General features: G+C 72.3%; 16 protein-coding genes and 1 tRNA gene. 12 read left to right on the forward strand and 5 right to left on the reverse strand.

The window, feature by feature from the left end; translation table 11 throughout:
• The first annotated feature begins 12 nt into the window (after nt 1-12).
• The 5 genes from DWB77_RS24805 (at nt 13) to DWB77_RS24825 (ending at nt 4303) form a co-directional block, all read left to right on the forward strand.
• Nucleotides 13-933, forward strand: a complete 921-nt coding sequence (locus DWB77_RS24805; RefSeq protein ID WP_120723340.1) for a bifunctional DNA primase/polymerase — start codon at nt 13-15, stop codon at nt 931-933.
• A complete protein-coding gene (locus DWB77_RS24810; protein WP_162952283.1) occupies nt 930-1295 on the forward strand; it encodes a hypothetical protein in 366 nt (121 codons plus the stop codon). The genes DWB77_RS24805 and DWB77_RS24810 overlap by 4 nt, the downstream gene beginning before the upstream one ends.
• A complete protein-coding gene (locus DWB77_RS24815) occupies nt 1292-2551 on the forward strand; it encodes a DUF3631 domain-containing protein (RefSeq protein WP_120723342.1) in 1260 nt (419 codons plus the stop codon). Before DWB77_RS24810 ends, DWB77_RS24815 begins: the two co-directional genes overlap by 4 nt.
• A gap of 169 nt (nt 2552-2720) precedes the next feature.
• On the forward strand, nt 2721-2921 hold the full coding sequence (locus DWB77_RS24820) for a helix-turn-helix transcriptional regulator (RefSeq protein ID WP_120728206.1): 201 nt from the start codon (nt 2721-2723) through the stop codon (nt 2919-2921).
• Nucleotides 2921-4303, forward strand: a complete 1383-nt coding sequence (locus DWB77_RS24825) for a tyrosine-type recombinase/integrase (RefSeq protein ID WP_120723343.1) — start codon at nt 2921-2923, stop codon at nt 4301-4303. Before DWB77_RS24820 ends, DWB77_RS24825 begins: the two co-directional genes overlap by 1 nt.
• 202 nt (nt 4304-4505) lie before the next feature.
• Here the strand turns inward: DWB77_RS24825 and DWB77_RS24830 are convergent.
• Nucleotides 4506-4578, reverse strand: a tRNA-Arg gene (locus DWB77_RS24830).
• 367 nt (nt 4579-4945) lie between these two features.
• On the opposite strand from DWB77_RS24830, the gene DWB77_RS24835 reads away from it, so the two are divergent.
• The 7 genes from DWB77_RS24835 to DWB77_RS24865 all read left to right on the forward strand — a co-directional run bounded on the left by DWB77_RS24835 (nt 4946) and on the right by DWB77_RS24865 (nt 14026).
• Nucleotides 4946-6553 carry a dynamin family protein gene (locus tag DWB77_RS24835; RefSeq protein WP_120728208.1) on the forward strand — a complete coding sequence of 536 codons (1608 nt, stop codon included), beginning with the start codon at nt 4946-4948 and terminating at the stop codon, nt 6551-6553.
• Nucleotides 6550-8268 carry a GTPase gene (locus tag DWB77_RS24840; RefSeq protein WP_120723344.1) on the forward strand — a complete coding sequence of 573 codons (1719 nt, stop codon included), beginning with the start codon at nt 6550-6552 and terminating at the stop codon, nt 8266-8268. Before DWB77_RS24835 ends, DWB77_RS24840 begins: the two co-directional genes overlap by 4 nt.
• Before the next feature lie 203 nt (nt 8269-8471).
• On the forward strand, nt 8472-9029 hold the full coding sequence (locus DWB77_RS24845; RefSeq protein ID WP_120728210.1) for a single-stranded DNA-binding protein: 558 nt from the start codon (nt 8472-8474) through the stop codon (nt 9027-9029).
• 344 nt (nt 9030-9373) lie between these two features.
• Nucleotides 9374-10780 carry an LAETG motif-containing sortase-dependent surface protein gene (locus DWB77_RS24850; protein ID WP_120723345.1) on the forward strand — a complete coding sequence of 469 codons (1407 nt, stop codon included), beginning with the start codon at nt 9374-9376 and terminating at the stop codon, nt 10778-10780.
• A 257-nt stretch (nt 10781-11037) separates the two neighbouring features.
• Nucleotides 11038-12702, forward strand: a complete 1665-nt coding sequence (ettA, locus tag DWB77_RS24855; RefSeq protein WP_120723346.1) for an energy-dependent translational throttle protein EttA — start codon at nt 11038-11040, stop codon at nt 12700-12702.
• A 6-nt stretch (nt 12703-12708) separates the two neighbouring features.
• The gene (locus tag DWB77_RS24860) at nt 12709-13158 is read left to right on the forward strand and encodes an acyl-CoA thioesterase (protein WP_120723347.1); all 450 of its coding nucleotides are present in this window, start codon (nt 12709-12711) and stop codon (nt 13156-13158) included.
• Nucleotides 13159-13240: 82 nt separating this feature from the next.
• Complete coding sequence (locus DWB77_RS24865) at nt 13241-14026, forward strand: hypothetical protein (RefSeq protein ID WP_428985148.1); 786 nt, start codon at nt 13241-13243, stop codon at nt 14024-14026.
• Nucleotides 14027-14296: 270 nt separating this feature from the next.
• Here the strand turns inward: DWB77_RS24865 and DWB77_RS24870 are convergent, their stop codons facing one another.
• From DWB77_RS24870 to DWB77_RS24885, 4 genes are all read right to left on the reverse strand, one after another.
• A complete protein-coding gene (locus DWB77_RS24870) occupies nt 14297-15256 on the reverse strand; it encodes an ABC transporter ATP-binding protein (RefSeq protein WP_120723348.1) in 960 nt (319 codons plus the stop codon).
• The gene (locus tag DWB77_RS24875) at nt 15253-17970 is read right to left on the reverse strand and encodes an FtsX-like permease family protein (protein ID WP_120723349.1); all 2718 of its coding nucleotides are present in this window, start codon (nt 17968-17970) and stop codon (nt 15253-15255) included. Before DWB77_RS24875 ends, DWB77_RS24870 begins: the two co-directional genes overlap by 4 nt.
• A 1-nt stretch (nt 17971) precedes the next feature.
• The gene (locus DWB77_RS24880; RefSeq protein WP_120723350.1) at nt 17972-21205 is read right to left on the reverse strand and encodes an ABC transporter permease; all 3234 of its coding nucleotides are present in this window, start codon (nt 21203-21205) and stop codon (nt 17972-17974) included.
• 194 nt (nt 21206-21399) lie between these two features.
• Nucleotides 21400-21804, reverse strand: a complete 405-nt coding sequence (locus DWB77_RS24885; RefSeq protein ID WP_120728212.1) for a globin — start codon at nt 21802-21804, stop codon at nt 21400-21402.
• Nucleotides 21805-21879: the final 75 nt, after the last annotated feature.

The raw sequence follows: 21879 nt of genomic DNA on the forward strand, positions 1-21879 counted from the left end.
GAGGCATCCAGCATGACGCAACCCACCCCCAATCCGCGAGAGTGCAATCTCGCACTCCTCGCCTGGGCCCTGGAAACGGCCCGCCGCGGCTGGCCGGTCTTCCCGCTCCGCCCCGGCGACAAACGGCCCGCCGGGCACGCCGAGCGATCCTGCCCCGGCACCGGACGGTGCGCCGACGGGCACCGCAAGCCCGAACAGCGCGCCACCACCGACCCGGACCTGATCACGGCCGCGTGGACAACGCAGCCGTACAACATCGGGATCGCGACCGGCCCGGCTGGGCTTCTGGTCGTCGACCTCGACATGCTCAAGGCGGAAGAGCAAGAAGGAGCGCCTGGCGGCGCCGAAAGCCTTTTGGCGCTCTGCGAGCGCGCCGGTCAGACCCTGCCTGCCACCTACCAGGTGCGGACCCCCAGCGGGGGCCACCACCTGTACTTCACCGCCCCTGAAGGGGTCCGGCTGGGCTGCTCGGTGAACCGGCTGGGGCGCCACGTCGACACCCGCGGCTGGGGCGGCTACGTCGTCGCCCCCGGCAGTGCCACCACCCACGGCGACTACACCGTCACTGACGAATCGCCCGTCGCCCCGCTGCCCGCCTGGCTGGCAGACGAGTTGCGCGAGCGGGCCAAGCCCGGCCCCCATACCGTCATGACGCAGGTGTGCGACGGAACGAAGGCCGCGCGGACCGCTCTGGAGCGCGAGTGCGCGGTCATCCGTGCGGCGGGTGACCACTCGCGCAACAGCACTTTGCACAAGAGCGCGTGCAAGGTGGCGCGGTTTGTGGCCTGGGGGAACATCAGCCGGGCCACCGTGGAAGAGGCAATCCAGGCGGCGGGGGAGTCCACGGGACTGCCGGCTGCCGAGTGCGCCACCACGATCCGCAGCGCCATGGACTGGATCCTCACCCACGGCACCCCCAGGGAGGCGGCATGACCACCCCCTGCTCCCCTGGATTGCCTCTCCCGGCCACGACCGGCCGCGAGCCCGCCGCCACCGCTCCCGCGCCCGGACCGAGCGTGCGGCCGAAGGACGACGCCGAAGGCGTCCTTTCAGTCCTTCCCTTCACCGTCCTCACCGAGCAGGACGCCAGCCCCGCGGCCACGGCGTGGGCAGGCGACGTCCTCGATGTGAAGATGCCCTTCCGCCACACCCCCGCTGCGCGTTCCACCTGCGCGTGCGGACGCGACCGCACTGCACACGGCGCGCAGGGAGTTCGAGCGCTGATCGAGGACCACGCCCGCCACCGCACCGTGTGCTCCCTGCGCGACACCTCGGAAAGGCGGACCGCCGCATGAACGACACCACGCCGGCCGCGCCCATCGACGGGGCCGCCCTGCTCGATGAGGTCGAAGCGTTCCACCGCCGCTTCAACGTCTTCCCCACTGAACACGCCTACACCGCCGTCACGTTGTGGGACGCGCACGCGCACCTCATGGACGCGCTGGACGGCACCGCCCGCCTCGCCTTCCTTTCCCCGGAACCCGGGTCGGGCAAGTCCCGCGCGTTGGAAATCGTGGAAACCCTCACCCCGCGCGCCGCGACCACCGTCAACGCCTCAGCCAATGCCCTGTTCCGGCTCGTGTCTGCCGACGAGGGAACGCCCACGCTCCTCTTCGACGAGATCGACACCGTTTTCGGCCCCAAGGCGGGTGGGAACGAAGAGGTCCGCGGGTTCCTCAACTCTGGCTACCGGCGCGGCGCGAAGTCACTGCGCTGCATCGGCGACGGAAACGACCAGAAGGCAGGGTTCTTCCCTTCGTTCTGCGCCGTGGCCATGGCCGGACTCGGCTCGCTCCCGGACACGATCCTCACGCGCTCGGTCATCATCCGCATGCGCAAGAAGGCGCCCAACGAGAAGTGCGAGCCCTACCGGCGCCGCATCCACGAGAAGGAAGGCCACGCGCTGCGTGACCGGCTCGCGGAATGGACCGCAACCCTGCAAAAGCAAGTCGCCGAAGCCTGGCCGGAGATGCCCGAAGGCGTCACCGACCGGCCCGCCGACGTGTGGGAGCCCCTCCTGGCGGTCGCCGACGCGGCCGGCGGGCACTGGCCCGACCGGGGCCGCGCCGCGTGCCTCGCCCTCGTCAAAGCCGCGAGCGAAGGTGATGAAGCCTCGCTTGGGGTGAAGCTGTTGACCGACTTGCGCGACCGCGTGTTCTGCGGCGTGGACCGGATGCCGACCGCGGCCATCCTCGAAGTCCTGCTCTCCCTGGACGATGCGCCGTGGTCCGACATGAGCGAGGACGGACAGAGCACCAAGCCCCTCACGGCCCGTGGACTGTCTAGGCTCTTGAGCCAGTACGTGAAGCCCGACGACACCCGGATCAAGCCCCGGGGCATCCGGGTCGGCAGCACGACCCCCAAGGGCTACTACGCGGAAGACCTTGCGGACGCCTGGAGCCGCTACTGCTCCCGGTCCGAGGAAATCCGCAACATCCGCCACGCCGCAACATCCCAGGTCACGGGGGGTGAATCTGTGGCGGATACGTGTCGTGTGGCGGATACGCCCGCCGCCGACGACGCGCCGCCCCTGATGCGGATCGTCGGCTGACCTCAGCTCAACCGTGATGCCGCCGCGCGCCCGCGCGGCGGCATCTATCCGCCACACATCCGCTATCCGCCACAGATTTAGGCCGCTGACCAGCAATGTTGCGGCGTGGCGGATGTTGCGGATCCCCGGAAGGCAAGGCGGGTCGACCCCGCCCCCCATGGAGGCCAGCATGTCCGCACATAGCGGCAACGCTCGCAAGATGCTCACGCTCCCGGAAGTCTGCGACGAACTGAACGTCTCGCGCTCGACCTTCTACGACTGGCGACAGAAGCACCGCGCCCCCCGGTGCATCAAGCTTCCGAACGGCGACCTGCGCGTGCGTCGGAGCGATCTGGACAAGTGGCTCGACGCTCACGAGGACGCTGCTTGATGGAGACGACATACAAGGTCAAGTTCTGGAAGACCGCGGTTTACAAGGGCGCCAAGGTCACCACATACACGGTGCGCTGGACGCTGGACGGGGAGGAGTTCCGCGCACCGTTCGGCAACGTGGCGTTGGCGGACAGCTTCCGCTCGGAACTCGTTACCGCCGCACGTAAGGGCGAGGCGTTCAACCGGGAGACGGGGCTTCCTGTCTCCCAACAGACGGGTGCAAGTTCGGTCAACTGGTACGACTTCGCTGTCCAGTTCGCGGACGCGCAATGGCACCGGACCGCTGGAAACACTCGAAAGAACACGGCAAAGGCGCTGACTGCCACAACCGTTGCGCTCCTGCGCGCTCAGCCCTCCGCCTGCACGCCGATGGAACTCCGCACGGCGCTTCGTGAGTACGCGTTCAACACGCGTCGTCGGGAGGAGGCGTCACTGGAGGTTGCCAACATCTTGAAGTGGGTGGAGCGCAACGCCCCGTCCATGGCGACTTGGGAGGACCCGGTCAAGGTCGACACGGTTCTGCTCTCGGTCGACACGTTACTCAACGGCAAGCGAGCAGCGGCTAGCTCCGTCAAGCGCAACCGCCGGATCCTGAACGTCGCGATGGAGTACGCGATCAAACACAAGATCCTCCGCACGAACCCTCTACCGAAGGGGCGGGGGGCGACCCCCAAGACCTCCAATGCGGTGGACCGGCGGTCCCTGATCCATCCCCAGAGAATGGCCCGGATCCTGGCTCGGATCCGGCGCCGGACGCGCGGCGGCCGGCGGCTGCATGCGTACTTCAGCACCCTGTACTACACCGGCCCGCGACCGGAAGAGGCCGTGGCGATGTACGTGGAGGACGTCACCCTGCCTCCGGTGGACGCGGAGGATCAGTGGTGCGATCTGCTGTTCCACACGGCGCAACCGGAGGTCGGGAGCAACTGGACCGACGACGGAGAAGTCCACGAAGAGCGTGGGTTGAAGGGGCGCGCCGAGGACGCCACGCGAGTCGTGCCGGGCCCGCCGGCGCTGACGAAGATCCTCCGGGAGCACATCACGGAAGAGAGCCTTAAGCCCGGTGACCGGCTGTTCCAGGGAGAATTCGGTGGGATCCTCGCCGGGTCCGTCGCTCGCCGAGCCTGGGGCACGGCTCGCAAGGCCGAGTTGACCGAGCGGGAGTGCCAGTCGCCGATGGGGCGGCGGATCTACGACATCAGGCATACCCGCCTGACGAAGTGGCTCAACGACGGCATCCCGCCGGCGCAGGTCGCCTACTGGGCGGGGAACAGCGTGGCGGTCCTGCTGTCCTTCTACGCGGGCTGCATCGAGGGGCAGCTCCCGGACCTCAAGCGCCGGATGGAGGCACAAGGGGATCTCCCCGACGTACCGGAGTAGAGATCAGGTCGCGGGAAACTTCTCCGCGTATTCTCCGTGGCCACCCGCAGAAACTCGGTGACAGCCGTACAGCGCCGTACCCGCCCGGAGCCCATCAGGGTCGGGTACGGCGCTCACGCGACTCCTACCGTCCGATCGGTACGCTGCCCTGACCAGCAAAAAGGCCCTCCCGAAGGAGGGCCGAACAGCATTGGCGCGGGAGCGCCCCCGGCAGGACTCGAACCTGCGGCCAAGCGCTTAGAAGGCGCCTGCTCTATCCACTGAGCTACGGGGGCCGGAAATGGGGCCTCGGGTGGCCCGGAGGCCGCGGCGGCGAGGGCTTGGGTCCGGGACGGGTCCCGGGCCGATGACCTTGCCGGGGACAAGGATAGGGCTCCTGTCACCTCGTCCCGGTTGCTTCACCTGCGTGGCACGATGTGGAGGTTCGGTGAAGCGAACCGATAATCGCAGGCAGGTGCGAATCGTGCAGCGCTTTTGACGCTCGCGGCGCAGGGTGTTGTGCACTCGTTATGCCTGCGTCCCACTCGTCCCATGTGCCCCATCTGTCCGTTCGGCGCGTCTCGGTGGCCTATGGACGCGCGCGGAAGTAGCCATACGCTTCAAAAAGCCGCCAAAATTGGGCATTCTTCGCATGTGGTGACCTTGGACGTACGGCCTCAGCTCATCGACGCACTCTCCGCCCTGCGCGACAGTGTCGCCGCCGTGCGCCTCCCCCTGCCCCTGCCGGGCGCGCCACGCGCCCGGCAGACGCGCAGCGAGCTGCTCGCACAGCTCGACGACTATCTGCTGCCCCGACTGCGAGATCCGCAGGCCCCGCTGCTCGCCGTCATCGGCGGATCCACCGGCGCCGGCAAGTCCACGCTCGTCAACTCCCTTGTGGGGCGCCGGGTCAGCGAGGCCGGAGTGCTGCGCCCCACCACGCGTACGCCCGTACTCGTGTGCCACCCCGACGACCGCGAGTGGTTCTCCGGCCCCCGGGTGCTGCCCGAACTCACCCGCGTATGGCTGCCGCAACAGCACGAGGACGCCGAGGGCGTCGACCTGTCCGGCGGGGACGACGAGGGGGCCGTCCGGGTCGAGACCGCCACCACGCTGCCGCGCGGACTCGCCCTCCTCGACGCCCCGGACATCGACTCGCTGGTGGTCAGCAACCGCATCCTGGCCGCCGAACTGATCTGCGCCGCCGACGTCTGGGTCATGGTCACCACCGCATCCCGGTACGCCGACGCGGTGCCCTGGCATCTGCTGCGTACCGCCAAGGAGTACGACGCGACGCTGGTCACCGTGCTCGACCGGGTGCCGCACCAGGTGCTGGCCGAAGTGTCGCGGCAGTACGGGGCGTTGCTGACCCGGGCCGGGCTCGGGGACGTGCCCCGGTTCACCGTGCCCGAACTGCCCGAGTCCGCGGGCGCCTCGCACGGGCTGCTGCCCTCCACCGCCGTCGCCGCCCTGCGCACCTGGCTCACCCACCGCAGCCAGGACCCGGCCGCCCGCCAGCAGGCCGTCGCCCGGACCGCGTCCGGCGCGATCGAGTCGCTCAACGCGCGGATGCCGGAACTGGCTTCGGCGGTCGCCGCGCAGTACGCCGCCGCGGTACGCCTCACCGCCGCCGTCGAGGACGCGTACGCCCAGGAGGGCGACCGGGTGCGGCGGCGCCTGCGGGCCGGCGAGGTGCTCGCCGGGGACGCGCTCACCCGCTGGCGCGCCCACCCGGGCGGCGGCGCCTCGGCGGGTGAACTCCTCGACGCGCTCGTGGAGAGCCTCGCCGAACTGTTGCGGTGCGCGGCCGCCGCCGCCGACGAGCGGGTCAGGGACGCCTGGGCGCGCGAACCGGCGGCGCAGGTATTCGCCGAGGGCGTACGCCACGAGGACCCCGAGGACCGCATCGGGCTCGCCGTACGGCGCTGGCGGCGGGTCCTGGAGGAGCTGGCCGAGGAGGAGGTGCGGGAGATGGAGCGCTCGCTCGCGCCCGACCCCGAGACCGTGGCCGCGCTGCTGGCCGCCGCGCTGCTCGGCGGGCGCCGGGCCCGCCGGGCGGGCGAGCGGCTCGCCGAGCGGATCGGCGCCCACGGCGCGCTGCGGCTGCGCGACAAGGGCGGCGAACTCGTCGCCACCTACATCGACCAGGTGCTCGGCGCCGAACGCGAACGGCGGCTCGCGCCGCTGGACGCCCTGGAGGTGACGCCCGAGCCGCAGGCCGGGCTGATCGCCGCACTGTCCGTGGTGCAGAAGGAGAGGAAAGCGGCATGACGCAGGAGGCCGAGGACCGCTGGGCCGACGGGCTGATCGCACGGCGCGCCGCCGAGCCCGGCGAGATGACGACCACCGCCCTGGAGGGCGAGGAGGCACAGGACGTCGCGTTCGAGCCCATCGGCGGCCCGTACATCGGCGCGGTACGGGGACGCCTTGACGCGCTGCGCGAACTGGTCGGCCTCTCCCGCACCCGGCTCGACGCCGAGGCGCTCGCCGAGGCCGGCCGGGTGCTCGACGAGGCGTCCGCGCGCCAGCGCCTGTCCGCGCGGCACACCGTCGTCGCCATCGCGGGCGCCACCGGAAGCGGCAAGTCCACGCTCTTCAACTCCCTTGCCAGGAGCCAGATTTCGGACACCGGGCTGCGCCGCCCGACCACCGGTTCCCCCATCGCGTGCAGTTGGACCGACGGCGCCGCCGGGCTGCTCGACCGGCTCGGCATCCCCGGCCGGCTGCGCCGCAGGCCCCTCGACGGCGCGGGCGGCGACCTGGAGGGCCTGGTCCTGGTCGACCTGCCCGACCTGGACTCGGCGGTCGTCTCGCACCGGCACGCCGCCGACCGGGTGCTCGCCCTGGTCGACGCGATCGTGTGGGTCGTGGACCCCGAGAAGTACGCCGACGCCGTACTCCACGAGCGCTATCTGCGGCCCCTGGCCGGGCACGCCGAGGTCAGCTTCGTCGTGCTCAACCAGGTGGACCGGCTGCCCGGAGACGCCGCCGACCAGGTGCTCGACGATCTGCGCCGGCTCCTCGACGAGGACGGCATGGCGCTCGGCGAACACGGCGAACCCGGCGCCTCGGTGCTGGCCCTGTCCGCACTGACCGGCCAGGGCGTGGGTGAACTCCGCGAACAGCTCGGCCGGTTCGTGCGGGAGCGCGGCGCCGCCGCCCGCCGCCTCGCCGCCGACGTGGACGCGGCCGCCGCCGACCTGCGTCCGCTGTACGTGGCCGACGGCCACCCCGGGCTCGGCGAACGGGCCCGCAGGGACTTCGGTGACCGCCTCGCCACGGCGGTCGGCGCCTCGGCCGCCGGGGAGGCCGCCGAACGCGAGTGGCGGCGCAACGCCCAGCGCGCCTGCGGCACACCGTGGCTGCGGCTGTGGCGCTGGTACGACCGGATCCGCGTCCCCGCCGTGCAGCGGCCCCGCTCCGGCACCAAGGCCGAGGAGCAGGTCACCGCCCGCCAGCACGTGGAGCAGGCGGTCCGCACGGTCGCCGGGGAGGCCGCGGCCGGGCTGCCCGCGCCCTGGGCGCAGGCCGTGCGTGAGGCGGCGGTACGGGGCGCCGAAGGGCTTCCCGAGGCGCTGGACGAGCTCGCGGTACGGGAGGAACGGGAGCGGGGCACCTCGCCCCGGCCTCCGTGGTGGCCGGCCGCCGTGCTGGCCCAGATGGTCATGACGGCCGTCCAGGTCGTGGGCGGGCTGTGGCTGGTGGGCCAGATCGTCGGGGTGCTCACCCCCGGACTGATCGTCCCCGCGCTCGTGATGCTGGGCGGCATCGTGGGCGGCCCGCTGATCGAGTGGGCGTGCGCGGTGGCGGCACGCGGCCCCGGGCGGCGCTACGGGCAGGAGGCCGAACGCAGACTCCGCGAGGCGGCGGCGGCCTGCGGCAGGGCCAGGGTCCTGGACCCGGTCGCGGCCGAACTGCTGCGGTACCGCGAGGTGCGCGAGCAGTACGCGGCGGTGGTGGGGGCCGGGGTGCTCACGCAAGGGTGAACGGGTTTTCCACAACGGGACGGTGATCCACAGGCCCCGGCACGTACTCCCCGTCCGGTCCAGCATGGAGATCGACAGCGCAAGGGTTCGATCGACGGCTGGACCGGGCGGGGCTTTTCTCTGCCGCGCTCCGGGCCGACGGGGCCGGAGGTCCTGCGCCGCCGAAGGGTCAAGAGGCATACGGAGTACGGGGGTTGATGTCGGTGAACGAGACGATGGTGACGCTGGTCGGCAATGTGGCCACGCAGGTGGAGTGGCGGGAGAGCGCGACGGGAGGGGTCGCGCGGTTCCGGCTCGCGGTGACCGCGCGCCGCTTCGACCGGGAGAAGCAGGCCTGGGTAGACGGGGCCACCAGCTTCTACACGGTGTGGGCGGCGCGAGCCCTCGGAATGAACCTGACCGGCTCGGTCGCCATCGGGGAACCGGTCGTGGTGCACGGCCGGTTGAAGGTCCGGGACGAGGAACGGCCGGACGGGCCGCGCCGGTTCTCGGCGGACGTCGACGCGGTGGCGATCGGGCACGACATGTCGCGGGGGACCACCGCGTTCCGGCGGGTGTTCAAGGGGGAGGCGACCCCGGTGGAACGGGCCGGAGCCCAGGGGAAGGAGGGGCCGGCGCCGAACTGGAACACGGCGTCGCCACCCGCGTCCGCACCGGCTCCGAGCGACGCGGCCGGCGCTGTTTCGGCCACGGGCTCCCCGGCGGTGGTATGGGAATCGGCCACCGGCACGGCCGAAAAGGCGGCGCCGATGGGCGTATAACCGGCTCCGATGGGCGTAGAGGAGACGGCACTTGGGGGAGAGCGGCGGGGAGGGGGCGGGAGAGGGGGCAGGGGGCGGCGGTTGGGCGAGCACGGCTCGAGTCCTGAAACTCCCCCTCTGTCCCGGGGATTTGTCGATAAGCCCAGCCCGTACACGTGTTTCGGGATAACGATTCCGAATCGGAATGGTTATCTGATGGCATCACCACGGATCGTCGACTTCCGTATCCCTAGGATTCCCGCGTACTCACGGGGCACTTGAGTCTGCCGGCGAGGCACTTCCCCACGCGCACCACGGGTGCACGCGCACCACATGCGAAAGCGCCTCGCCCGAAGGGGAATTCTGTGTTTTCAGCCGTTCACGGGCCGTGCGCCCGCAAGCGGGGTGCTCTGCGCCTCGCCACCGCCGCAGCCGTCACCGGACTTGTCGCCGCGGGTGCGATAGCCGGGGCGGGCGGGGCGTTCGCGGACACGCCCGACCAGCAGGGCCTGGGCGGCGCGACCGCCACCATCCAGGGCCTGGAGCCCGGCTCGTACGCCGACGCGGTCGTCCAGGACGACGACGGCGAGAAGAACGTCTCGGCCGGTCTGTTCCGGATGAACGTCGACGGCGGCGGCACGCTCCGCACGTACTGCATCGACATCCACAACCCCACACAGCGCGAGGCGAAGTACCGCGAGACGCCGTGGAGCGGCACCTCGCTGGCGAACAACGCCAACGCCGGCAAGATCCGTTGGATCCTGGAGCACTCCTACCCACAGAAGAACGACCTCGCCGGGCTGGCCCAGGCCGCGGGCATCGAGGGCAAGCTCAACAACGCGGAGGCCGCCGCGGCCACCCAGGTCGCCATCTGGCGCTACTCGGACAACGCCAAGGTCACGGTCAAGGACGAAGCCGGCGAGAAGCTGTCCGAGTGGCTGTACACCAGTGCGCAGGCCGCCGAGGAGCCCAAGGCCTCGCTGACCCTGGACGGCGCTTCGGTGGCGGGCAAGGCCGGTCAGAAGCTCGGTCCGGTCACCGTGCACACCAACGCCGACAAGGTCACGGTCACCCCGTCCGAGGAGCTCAAGGCCGCCGGCGTCAAGGTCGTGGACAAGACCGGTAAGGCCGCGAACTCGGCCGTCAACAACAGCCAGCTCTTCTTCGACGCCCCGGTGGGTGCCCAGCAGGGAGACGGCGCGCTGCGTCTCTCGGCCACCACCCAGGTGCCGGTCGGCCGCGCCTTCGCCAGTGACTCCAAGAGCCAGACGCAGATCCTGGCCGGCTCCAGCGACTCGACGGTCAACGCCGAGGCCAAGGTGACCTGGGCCAAGCAGGGCGCCATCCCGGCCGTGACGGTCAAGAAGGACTGCGCCAAGGGCGGCGTGGACATCACCGTCACCAACAAGGGCGACAAGCCGTACCCGGTGACCGTCGGCGGCAGGACGGTCGCCACGGTCCCCGCCGGGGCCTCGAAGACCGTGTTGTTCCCGGTCGCGGAGGACGCGAAGTACGACTTCACCATCGCGGGCCGGCACTTCTCCGGCACCCTCGACTGCAAGACCGCCGGTGCGGGCACCCCCACCCCGTCCTCGAAGCCCAGCCCCGCCTCGGCAGGTGGCAGCTCGACCGGGATCAAGGGCGGCACCGACCTCGCCGAGACCGGCAGCTCCAGCGCCACTCCGATGATCGCCGGCGCGGCGATCGTGCTGGTGCTGCTCGGCGGCGGCACGGTCTTCTTCCTCCGCAAGAAGAACACGGCGGGCCGCTGACCGGGCCCGGCACCGCTGAGTGAGCTCACCGTGAGCAGTGAGTGACAGACGCCGGCCCCGGTACGCACCCGCGTACCGGGGCCGGCGCCCGTTCACGCCGAACCGGTACGCGAGCCGCCCGCGACCCGGCACGCGACCAGCACCGGAGCGCCGCGGGAGGGCCTGGGAGGCCATACCCGTTTCCCCCGGGGGGTGGCCTTCAGGCAAGATGGGGTGTATCTGCCCACAGCCCGATTCACACTGCCGGACGGTTTCTCTTGGCTGAGTACATCTACACCATGCGCAAGACGCGCAAGGCGCACGGCGACAAGGTGATCCTTGACGACGTCACGCTGAGCTTCCTGCCGGGCGCGAAGATCGGTGTGGTCGGTCCTAACGGTGCCGGTAAGTCCACCGTTCTCAAGATCATGGCGGGGCTCGAGCAGCCCTCCAACGGCGATGCCTTCCTCTCGCCCGGGTACAGCGTCGGCATCCTCATGCAGGAGCCCCAGCTCGACGAGTCGAAGACCGTCCTGGAGAACGTGCAGGACGGCGCCGCCGAGATCATGGGCAAGCTGAAGCGGTTCAACGAGGTCGCCGAGCTCATGGCGACCGACTACTCGGACGCGCTCCTCGAGGAGATGGGCAAGCTCCAGGAGGACCTCGACCACGCCAACGCCTGGGACCTCGACGCCCAGCTCGAGCAGGCCATGGACGCCCTGGGCTGCCCGCCCGGCGACTGGCCCGTCGTCAACCTCTCCGGTGGCGAGAAGCGCCGTGTGGCGCTCTGCAAGCTGCTCATCGAGGCCCCGGACCTGCTGCTGCTCGACGAGCCCACCAACCACCTCGACGCCGAGTCGGTGAACTGGCTGGAGCAGCACCTCTCGAAGTACGCGGGCGCCGTGGTGGCCGTGACCCACGACCGGTACTTCCTGAACAACGTCGCCGAGTGGATCCTCGAACTCGACCGCGGCCGCGCGATCCCGTACGAGGGCAACTACTCCACGTACCTCGACAAGAAGTCGGCCCGCCTCAAGGTCGAGGGCCGCAAGGACGAGAAGCGCCAGAAGCGGCTCAAGGAAGAGCTGGAGTGGGTGCGGTCCAACGCCAAGGGGCGTCAGACCAAGTCCAAGGCGCGTCTGGCCCGTTACGAGGAAATGGCCGCCGAGGCCGACAAGATGCGGAAGCTGGACTTCGAAGAGATCCAGATCCCGCCGGGTCCGCGTCTGGGCTCCATCGTCGTCGAGGTCGAGAACCTCTCGAAGGCCTTCGGCGACAAGGTCCTCATCGACGACCTGAGCTTCACGCTGCCGCGCAACGGCATCGTCGGCGTCATCGGTCCCAACGGCGCCGGCAAGACCACGCTCTTCAAGATGATCCAGGGCCTGGAGACGCCGGACAACGGCTCGATCAAGGTCGGCGAGACCGTCAAGATCAGCTACGTCGACCAGAGCCGCGCCAACATCGACCCCAAGAAGACGCTGTGGGCCGTCGTCTCCGACGAGCTCGACTACATCAACGTCGGCCAGGTCGAGATGCCGTCCCGCGCCTACGTCAGCGCCTTCGGCTTCAAGGGCCCGGACCAGCAGAAGCCCGCGGGCGTGCTGTCCGGTGGTGAGCGCAACCGCCTCAACCTGGCGCTCACGCTCAAGGAGGGCGGCAACCTGCTGCTCCTCGACGAGCCCACCAACGACCTCGACGTCGAGACGCTCTCCTCGCTGGAGAACGCGCTCCTGGAGTTCCCCGGTGCCGCCGTCGTGATCTCCCACGACCGCTGGTTCCTGGACCGGGTCGCCACCCACATCCTCGCCTACGAGGGTGACTCCAAGTGGTACTGGTTCGAGGGCAACTTCGAGTCGTACGAGAAGAACAAGGTCGAGCGTCTGGGTGCGGACGCGGCTCGCCCGCACCGCGCCACGTACAAGAAGCTCACCCGGGGCTGATCGTCCGTGACCCGCCACATCTACCGCTGCCCGCTCCGCTGGTCGGACATGGATGCCTTCGGGCACGTCAACAACGCGGTCTTCGTCCGGTACCTGGAGGAAGCCCGCATCGACTTCATGTTCCGGCTGGCGCCGGGCGACGGGTCGCCCTCGTTCAAGGGCGGGTCCGTCGTGGCCCGCCACGAGATCGACTACAAGCGGCCCCTGGTGCACCGGCACGAGCCGGTCATCATCGAGTCGTGGGTGACCAGGATCGGGGCGGCGTCACTGACCATCGCCTACGAGGTCAAGGAGCCGGGCGAAGGGGGCCTCGTGTACGTCCGGGCCTCCACCGTCGTGGTGCCCTACGACCTCGCCGAGGGGCGGCCCCGGCGGATCACCGCCGAGGAGAAGTCCTTCCTGCGGGAGTACCTCGACGACGGCTCGCGCGCCGGGCAGGAGCGGGCGGCGGCGTGAGCGGTGTGCGGTGGGGCGCGGGCCTCGGGGAGGCGGCCGACGTGTGTGTCGTGCCGTGGGGCGCGGGCCTCGGGGAGGCGGCGTGAGTCTCGTGTTGCGGTTCGAGGACGGCGGGGAAGCGGCGGATCTCGGCGCGTTTCTGGGGCGCCTGATCCACTACGACCGGGCCGCCGCGGTTCGCCTCCAGGCGGGCGGCGGGGCGCTCGGCGTCTTCGGCCGGCCGCCGTCCTTCGAGGTCCTCGCGATCCGTACGGCGCGGCTCGGCGACGACGCCCTCGCTCTGGACGTGACCGTCTCCGCCGGTGAACTCCTCGAATCCATCGACGAGTCGGCCGCCACGGCGCGGGTTCCGGCGGCGGTCACCGGTCCGCCTTGGGCCGGGGTCCTTCCGCCGCGCGGCGGCTGGGAGCCGGTGCCGGGGCTGCCCGAACCCGAGCGGATGCGGGAGGTCGTCGCGGCGGCCGTCGCGGAATTCCGGGGGCGGGACGAGGCGTTGCCCGCGGGGGCGCGTACGCGGGGGGAGCGGGAGCGGATCGGGCACGAGATCTGGTCCCGGACGCTCGGGACGACCGAGCTTCCCCTTCGGGCCGTGCATGCGGCGCAGGCGCTCGGGTTTTTGCGGCCGGTGCGGGTGCTTGTGTCGGGGGGGTCGCCTGTTCCCGAGGCGGTGGCGTTGTTTGCCTCCGGGCCGTGGTTGCGGCTGCGTACGCCGTACGGGTCTGTTGTGTTGCGGCGGGGTGGGGTGGGGGGTTGGGGGTCATGCCTGCGTAGCCCCTGCGGGGTGCTGGGGCGGGTTGTGTGCGGGGCGTTGCTGGTTTTGCGCAGTTCCCCGCGCCCCTTCAACCCGCTGTTGTCTGCGGGTAGTTGACGGTTCTCGCGCAGTTCCCCGCGCCCCTGATAGGCCCGCTTTCGTCTGCGGGTCGTGGTCGTTTCTTGCGCAGTTCCCCGCGCCCCTAAAACCCCCCGTTCGTCTGCGGACCTTGGTCGCTTCTCGCGCCGTTCCCCGCGCCCCCAAAACCCCCTGTCGACCGCGGGTCGTGGTCGCTTCTCGCGCCGTTCCTCGCGCCCCCAAACCCCCGTCGTCTGCGGGTCGTGGTCGCTTCTCGCGCCGTTCCTCGCGCCCCTAGGGGGTTGGCTCCTAGGGGGTTGGCTCTTGGGGGTGTTGGGTGTCTGGGTGGATTTGGATGTGGTCGGGTTTCAGGGCCAGGGCCACTCGGTGTTCCATGTTCAGGGCGCGGGTGTATTCGGCGGGTAGTTGGAGGCGGCCGGCTCGGTCGAGCATGGCGTATTCGCGGGTGACCAGGGCTTCCTCGCCGGTCGTCGCGTCCACCTGGGTGCGGCGCAGGACCTCCGTCGAGGTGCGGCCGTCGCGGATGGCGACCGTGCGGCGGACCTCGCTCGCCACCGCCTGGTCGTGGGTGACTATCACGATCGTCGTGCCCAGCTCCTCGTTGGCCGTGCGGAACGCCGCGAAGATCTGCTCGCCGGTCGCCGAGTCCAGCTCGCCCGTGGGCTCGTCGGCGAGCAGCACCGAAGGACTGTTGGCCAGGGCCACCGCGATCGCGACGCGCTGCTGCTCGCCGCCGGACAGCTGGTGCGGCCTGCGGTCGCGGCAGTGGGCGACGTCGAGCAGGGTGAGCAGTGAGTCGGCCCGCTCGGCCTTCTTGCGCTTGGGCTCGCGGCTGCCCAACTGCATGGGCAGCGCCACGTTCTGCACCGCCGTGAGGTAGGGCAGCAGATTGCGGGCGGTCTGCTGCCAGACGAAGCCCACCACGTCGCGGCGGTAGCCGAGACGGGCCTTGGCGTCCATGGCGAGCAGGTCGCGGCCCGCCACCCGCGCGGCCCCCGCCGTCGGCACGTCCAGGCCCGCCAGGATGTTCATCAGTGTCGACTTGCCGCTGCCCGACGCGCCGACCAGGGCCATCAACTCGCCCTCGGTGACCAGGAGATCGAGCCCCTGGAGGGCCTGGACCTCGACGCCGTCGGTGGTGAAGACGCGTACGAGGCGGTCGCAGGCGATCAGTGCGTCATGGCCGTAGGCGGGGCGATCCCGGTGGGCCGTGGCCCGGCGCTCCAGGTCTTCGAGAGAGGTGGTCATCGAGCGTCTCCTGCCCTGAGTTCGGTGATGGATCCACGGCGTCCGCTCCACCAGGCCTGCGCCGCGGCCACGCCCGCCGCGAGCAGCACCACGCATCCGGCGGGCAGCAGCAGCGACATCGGGTCGGCGCGCAGTTCGGAGCCGACCGGTGCCAGGCCGCCCGTGGTGGCCAGGGCCAGGCCCGCGAGGTCGATGCCGGGCGCGAGCAGCGCGATCGAGGCCCAGCCGGTGAGCGCTCCGCCGGCCGCCGCGAGGAAGGCGGGCGGCAGCGCCTCCAGGACGAGCAGCGCGCGGCCCTGCCGACGCGACAGGCCCATGGTGCGCAGCCGGGCCAGCAGCGCGGAGCGTTCGGGGGCGCCGCGCAGCAGGGAGAGGAGCAGGGCGAGGACGGCGAGGCCCGCGCCCGCGGCGACGGCCGCCGCGTAGATGCGTCCGGCGCCGGTCTGGAGGGGTGAACTCGCGTACTCGCGGCGCGCCTCGGAGCGCAGCCGTACGCCGGTGTGGGCGTTCTCGGCGCTCTTGCGCAGCGCCGCGGCGTCGATGGAGGTGCCGCCGACGAGCAGCGTCGTCGGCTCCTTCGCGCCGAGGCCCGCGGTGTCGAGGAGCAGGTAGTCGCTCCCCGGTACGGCCGCGGAGGCGTCCTGTGCGGCGGTCACCCGGACCCGTACGTCATAGCCCGCCACGCGCAGCGCGACCGGCTCCTTGCCCAGGCGCTGGGCGACGGAGGGCGAGGCGATGGCGGGCAGTACGGTCTTGCCGGGTGCGCCCGGCGGGGCCTCGAGCCGGTCGGCGTCGATGCCGAGGGCGGTGCCCGCGGTGAGCCGGGCGTAGGAGGCGGGGTCCACGGAGGCGACCGCCGCCTTGTCGCCGTCGGGCAGCGTCACCGCGTACTCGATGTGTACGGGGGACACGCCCCGCACGCCTGCCACCTTGGCGACCCGGTCCGCCAGGTCCTTGGGCAGGGAGAGGTCGCTGTCGATCCGGGCGTCGGTGCCCGTGGCGTACAGCGCCGCCCGGTCGCGCGCGTCGTCCGAGCCGGCCAGGACCGAGCCGCCGAACGCGGCCGTGGTCAGCGCCGTGAGCAGGGCGAGCAGGGGCAGTACGCCACCGCCCGAGGCGCGTCCCGCGCGGGCCAGGGACAGGAAGCCGACCGTGCCGCGCCGCCGGGCCGCGGGCCGGGCCGCCCAGCGCAGCGGCAGCGGGTAGAGCCGGATCAGGACCAGCGCGGCGATCACCCCGACGAGCACCGGGGCCGCGCTGACCAGGGAGTCGGCGGAGGCGCCGGAGGTGCCCCGGCGGCGCAGCGCGAAGACCGCGCCCACCGCGAGGACCAGCAGCGTCAGCTCGGCCACTGTGCGCCGTGCGGAGGGCTTCTCCCGTACCAGATCGGTGCGTTCGGCCGCCGAGCCGACCGCGCGGTGGGTCAGCGCGGCCCGTACCGGCAGGGCGAGGCAGCCGAGCGCCGCGACCGCGCAGGCGGCGGCGAGCGCGGGCCACAACCGGCCGCCGGGCACGGCGAGCACGGCCCCGAGCAGGCCGAGGGCGGCGGCCGGAACCACCACCACCGCGCTCTCGGCGCACAGCCGCCCGGCGAGCTGGCGCAGCGCGCCGCCGCGGGCCCGCAGCAGGGCGAGTTCCGCGGTGCGGCGGGACGCGGCGAGCCCGCCCGCCATCAGCAGCACCACGGCGGCGACCGTCGCCGTGCCGAAGCCGGCGACCGCCACCACCGGGCTGATCGAGTCGCGCACCGTGGCGTACGACAGGAGCACCCGGTCCAGCTCGGTGTAGACGGTCGCCGAGACGGCGAAGACGTCCCGCACCCTCGAAAGCCCGGGGCCGTTCTGGAGCGCCGCCACCGCCGACTTCAGACCGTCGAACTGACGGGCATTCAGATGGTGTGTGCCGGGGGCGAGTTGGACGTACATCTCGGGCTTGCTGTCGGTGGCGAGCAGGGCCGGGGCGGCGCCCGGGGCGAGCAGCAGCCCGCCGTGCCAGAACCGCGGCGGATCGGGATCGTCGTTGGCGGGCAGCAGCTGCGGGGTACGCAGCACCGGCGCGACCGACCAGTACCCGGCCTCCGGCAGCAGCGGCTCCACGACGCCGGTCACCTTCAGGGCGAGCGGTGGCCGGCCCAGGCCGTCCACGTGCAGCACCGAACCCGCCGTGATGTGGAGGGCGTTGGCGGTGGCGGAGGTGACGGCGACCTCGGCTCCGGCCGACTTCTGGTCCGCGCGGCCCTCGGGCAGCCGGCCCGACACCACACGGGCGTGCGCGGCCAGATCCGAGGGGGTGGCCACGGTGAACCGCGGCGCAAGCCCGGAGGGACGGGCCAGGAAGGGTTCCTCGGACGCCAGCTTCTGCGTGGTCCGCAGCCCGTACGTGGACTGGGAGCGGTCCGTGGTGAGCGGGGTGGGCACGCTCCCCACGACCGCCTCGAAGCGCCGCTCCATCTCCTGGGGGGAGACCAGCGCGGCTCGCTGCTCGTCGCGCAACGCCATGCCGGGCGCGCCCGCGGCGAATTGCAGGGCGGTGCGGCCCGGGGCGGCCGAGGCCACGGTCTCGCGCAGCCCCTTGTCCTCGTACGCGTCGACGCCCCGCGGGTAGGCGGCGGCCAGCCATGCGGTGACCAAAACCAGGAGGGCGAGCGCGGCCGCGGCGCCCGGCGCGGTCCGCAGCCGGGTCCGCACCCAGGGTGCGAGGGCCTTGCCGGTCATGTCAGTTGCCCCCCTGGGTGCGGAGTGTGACGGCGGGGTCGGTGCGGCGAAGGGCGATCGCCGCGACGATCAGGACCGGCACCGCGGCCACCCCCGCGAGCAGCAACGCCACCCGCCCGGCGGGCAGTTCGACCAGAACGGCGGGCACCGGCTGGGCGGCCTGGTCGGTCAGCACGATCAGCGGCACCACCGCCCGGGCGAGCACTTCGCCGAGGCCGAGCCCGGCCAGCAGTGCGATCCCGACCAGGACGCCCTGTTCGGCGGCGATCAGACGGGCGAGCTGACGGCGCGGGGTGCCGAGCGCGCGCAGCACGCCGAACTCCCCGGCGCGTTCGCGCAGCGACCCGGCCGCGCTCACCGAGAAGCCCACCGCCGCGAGCGCCGCCGCCACGATCGACGCGGCTGCCAGCGCGGACTGCGGTCCCGCGCCCAGCGGGTCGTCGCCCAGCTCCCTGGCGATCTCGGAGCGGGACACGATCTGCGCGGGGTCGATGTCGGGGCGGCTCTTGAGCGCCGCGGTGGCCTCGGCCGCGCGGCCTGGCCCGGTGGTCAGCCACCACTCCGTGGCGGACAGGCCGTCGCCCGTGTCCCGCAGGACCTGGTTGGCGGCCCGCAGGTCGAGGAGGAGTCCACCGCCGTCGGTGCCGGGCGTGCCGGTGGCCGTGCCGTCGCCGCCGAGGGCGCCGCTGCCGGTGGTCGGGAGCTGCCTCAGCCGGTCGACGATCCTCACCTTGAGGGTCTTGTTCGCGAGCGGCACGTCGATGGTCTCGCCGACCTTGCTGCCGCTGGACTGGAGGAACCGCTCGTCGGCGACGGCGCTCAGCGCGGGCGGCGCGCCGTGCGGCGCGACGAGCCGCACGGTGCGGGTGACGGATCCGAGACCGGTCTCCGAGTTCGTGGGGCCCGGGGCGTCCGTGCTGTCGGCGGTCCACCGTCCGGCCGGCACGGTGACGGACGTCTGCTTGCCGCCGGGGCCGGTGGCGCGCAACCCGTCCAGGGTGATGCTCTGGCGCACGGCCGGGCCCTCGGGCAGCTCGCGCACCACGTCGAGACCGGTCAGGCGCAGCGGCCCCGCGGGCCGGCCGGTGGGCTCGCCCGCGGCGGCGGACAGGTCCAGGCCGAAGGGGTGGGGGAGGCCGTCCGAGGCAAGTGTTCCGAGGGCGAACCGGTACGGCGTGCCGTAGCGGTCCTCCAGGGTGAGCGTCGCGGCGCCGGGCGGCCCGTCCGGGGCGCCGCCGGTCAGCCGCAGGGTGAAGTCGATCCGCTGGGCGTCCGCGGGAAGTGCGGCACCGACCGCGGCGTCCTGCTCCGGCGTGAGCAGGGCGAGCAGCTCCTTGCCGGAGCGGTCACCGAGGTCGCCGCGGAGCAGGAAGCCGTCGGCGTGCCGGGTGTCCAGGGCCACCACGGTGCCGGCGCGCCCGGCGCTCATCGTCATCGAGCCGCGTACGGCGGGGGCGATCGCGGTCACCCCGGGCACCGTGTCGTAGGAGCCGCCCTGCCCGAAGGGGCCGAGGGTGGAGCCGAGCACCCGGATGTCGGTGCCCGCGCGGAAGTCCGCCTGATCGCTCTGGGAGCGGTTCCAGGTGCCGGACTGGGCGAGGGTGAGCAGACCCATCGCGACCGCCAGGACCAGGAGCAGCACCGGGCCCGCGCCGCGCAGCGGACGGCGGCTGAACTGCCAGCCCGCCAGCGCCAGGGGCAGCCCCCGGCCGCCGGCCGCCCGTCGCTCGGCGAGCCGGGCCGCGGGCGGCATCAGGCGCAGCACGAGGACGGTCCCGGCGAGCAGGGCGAGCGAGGGCGCCGCCACGAGCAGCGGGTCGATACCGAGGCTGCCCGAGGAGTCGGCGTCGAGCGCGCCGGAGCCGGAGGCGGAGGTCTGCCGGTCCAACTGCCAGTAGGCGACGCCCGCGATGACCAGGAGTCCGATGTCGGCGCCCGCGCGGACCGGCGCGGGCAGCGCGCCGTCCCGGCCGCCGCGCCGCAGCGGCCCCGCCGACAGGGCGGGCGCCACCACCGCCGCCGCGCAGCCGAGCGCGACGAGCAGGGCGACCAGCCACACCGTGGCGGTGACGGAGGTGTCCAGGTGAAGGCCGACCCGCGCGAGCGCGCCCCGCCCGGCGAGCAGCCGGGTCAGCGGGCCCGCGAGCAGCGGCGCGAGCAGGGCCGCGGGCACCGCGAGCAGCAGGGCCTCGGCGGCGGCGAGCCAGGTGATCTGACGGCGGGATCCGCCGCGGGCGCGCAGGAGTTCGGTCTCGCCGGACCGTTCGCTGCTGAGCAGTCGGGCGACCAGGAGCAGCGCGTACCCGGCGAGCATGACCAGTTGGAGCGCCACGATGAGCAGGGTGGAACGGGACACCAGGAGCGAGCGGTCGGCCCGGTCGAGGATCTCGGGAAGCGAGGTCGTCGCGGTGGCGTTGCCCCCGAACACCGTTTGTTTCATGAGGGACTTGGGCCCCTCGGTGGCGGTGGTGCGGAGCTTGTCGATCCGGGCGACGCCGATGCCGGAGAAGTCGGCGCGGGCGAGCCAGGCGCTCTGGCCGGGGCTGACCCGGCCGGCGAGCACCGAGGGGTCGGCGAGCAGCGGCCCGTAGGTGGTGAAGGCCAGCTTGTGCATACCCCGGCCGCCCAGCTCGTCCAGGCGCCAGTACGGGTCGGAGACGTCGGCGGCCCGGTAGATCCCGGTGATCTTGACGGTGACGCCCGGGCCGCCCAGCCGGTCGGCGAGGGCGAGCGTGGCGCCGGTCGCGAGGTGCAGCCGTCCGGCCGCGGACTCGGGCAGGGCCACCTGGATCTCGGCGCCCGCGGTGGTCGCCGGGGCGGCGGGCCAGCTGCCCGAGGTGAGACGGATCCGCGAGCGGTCCATCGCGGCGAACAGGGTGAGGTCGGGGTCGCCGCCGCGGGCGTCCGGCGACTGGAGGGAGCGCGGCAGGGCGTAGGGCCCGGACTGGGTCAACTCCTGTGTGGTGACCGGGAGTTGGTCGAAGGTGGCGCGAGCTCCGGTACGTATCGCCTCGGCCGCGGCCGCCCGCTGGTCGGGCTTGACCCCGGCCTTGACGACCAGCGCCGCTGGCGCCGCGGAGCGGGTGGCGAGGGTGTGCCGCAGCGCCGCGTCCGAGACGGATCCGGAGAACGCGGCGAGCGCCGCCAGGACCGAGGTCGTGAGCAGCACGGCGAGCAGCGCCGCCAGGAGCAGCAGACGGTGTGCGCGGACGCGCAGAAAGACGAACCCCGGCACACGGCCCCCCTTGGGCTTTTAGGCCATCCCCCCGAAATGTGTCCAGATGCTTTCAGGAGTCGTGGGGTCGAGGAAACCGCTTGCCGAACCTTCTTGCCCGATCGTGATCGGAATGCGACAACGGACGACCGGATTCCGGTCGCGAGGGCAGTTTTCGCAGGTGCGTTGGGGCAGCGGCGGAGCTACCGGGTGGGTCAGCCCTCGGAGTTGACCATCGAAGCGGCCGCATACGTCAGGTAGTTCCAGAGCGTCCGCTCGTGCTCGGGGGACAGGCCGAGCTCGTCGACGGCCGTCCGCATGTGGCGCAGCCAGGCGTCGTGCGCGGCCCGGTCCACCGTGAACGGGGCGTGCCGCATCCGAAGCCGCGGATGGCCCCGGCCGTCGCTGTAGGTGCGCGGACCGCCCCAGTACTGCATCAGGAACAGGGCAAGACGCTCCTCGGCCGGGCCCAGGTCCTCCTCCGGGTACATCGGGCGCAGCAGCGGATCCTCGGCGACCCCCCGGTAGAAGAGGTGCACGAGCCGGCGGAAGGTCTGCTCGCCGCCGACCTGCTCGTAGAAGGTCTGCTCCTCGAGCGTGCCGCGCGGAATCTCGGTCACGTTGAACACCCTCGCAATGTCGTTCGGGCCTGCCCCGGGGTGCCGCCCGGAGTCCGGGGGCCGTCCCCCGGCAGT

It is taken from the genome of Streptomyces hundungensis (assembly GCF_003627815.1).
In the GTDB taxonomy this organism is placed as follows: Bacteria; Actinomycetota; Actinomycetes; order Streptomycetales; family Streptomycetaceae; genus Streptomyces; species Streptomyces hundungensis_A.

Bases quoted from the DNA above. Each gene is read 5' to 3' on its own strand.
- DWB77_RS24815 (WP_120723342.1), top strand. From the start codon at position 1,292: ATGAACGACACCACGCCGGCCGCGCCCATCGACGGGGCCGCCCTGCTC.
- DWB77_RS24870 (WP_120723348.1), bottom strand. From the start codon at position 15,256: ATGACCACCTCTCTCGAAGACCTGGAGCGCCGGGCCACGGCCCACCGG.
- DWB77_RS24820 (WP_120728206.1), top strand. From the start codon at position 2,721: ATGTCCGCACATAGCGGCAACGCTCGCAAGATGCTCACGCTCCCGGAA.
- DWB77_RS24825 (WP_120723343.1), top strand. From the start codon at position 2,921: ATGGAGACGACATACAAGGTCAAGTTCTGGAAGACCGCGGTTTACAAG.
- DWB77_RS24875 (WP_120723349.1), bottom strand. From the start codon at position 17,970: ATGACCGGCAAGGCCCTCGCACCCTGGGTGCGGACCCGGCTGCGGACC.
- DWB77_RS24810 (WP_162952283.1), top strand. From the start codon at position 930: ATGACCACCCCCTGCTCCCCTGGATTGCCTCTCCCGGCCACGACCGGC.
- DWB77_RS24805 (WP_120723340.1), top strand. From the start codon at position 13: ATGACGCAACCCACCCCCAATCCGCGAGAGTGCAATCTCGCACTCCTC.
- DWB77_RS24840 (WP_120723344.1), top strand. From the start codon at position 6,550: ATGACGCAGGAGGCCGAGGACCGCTGGGCCGACGGGCTGATCGCACGG.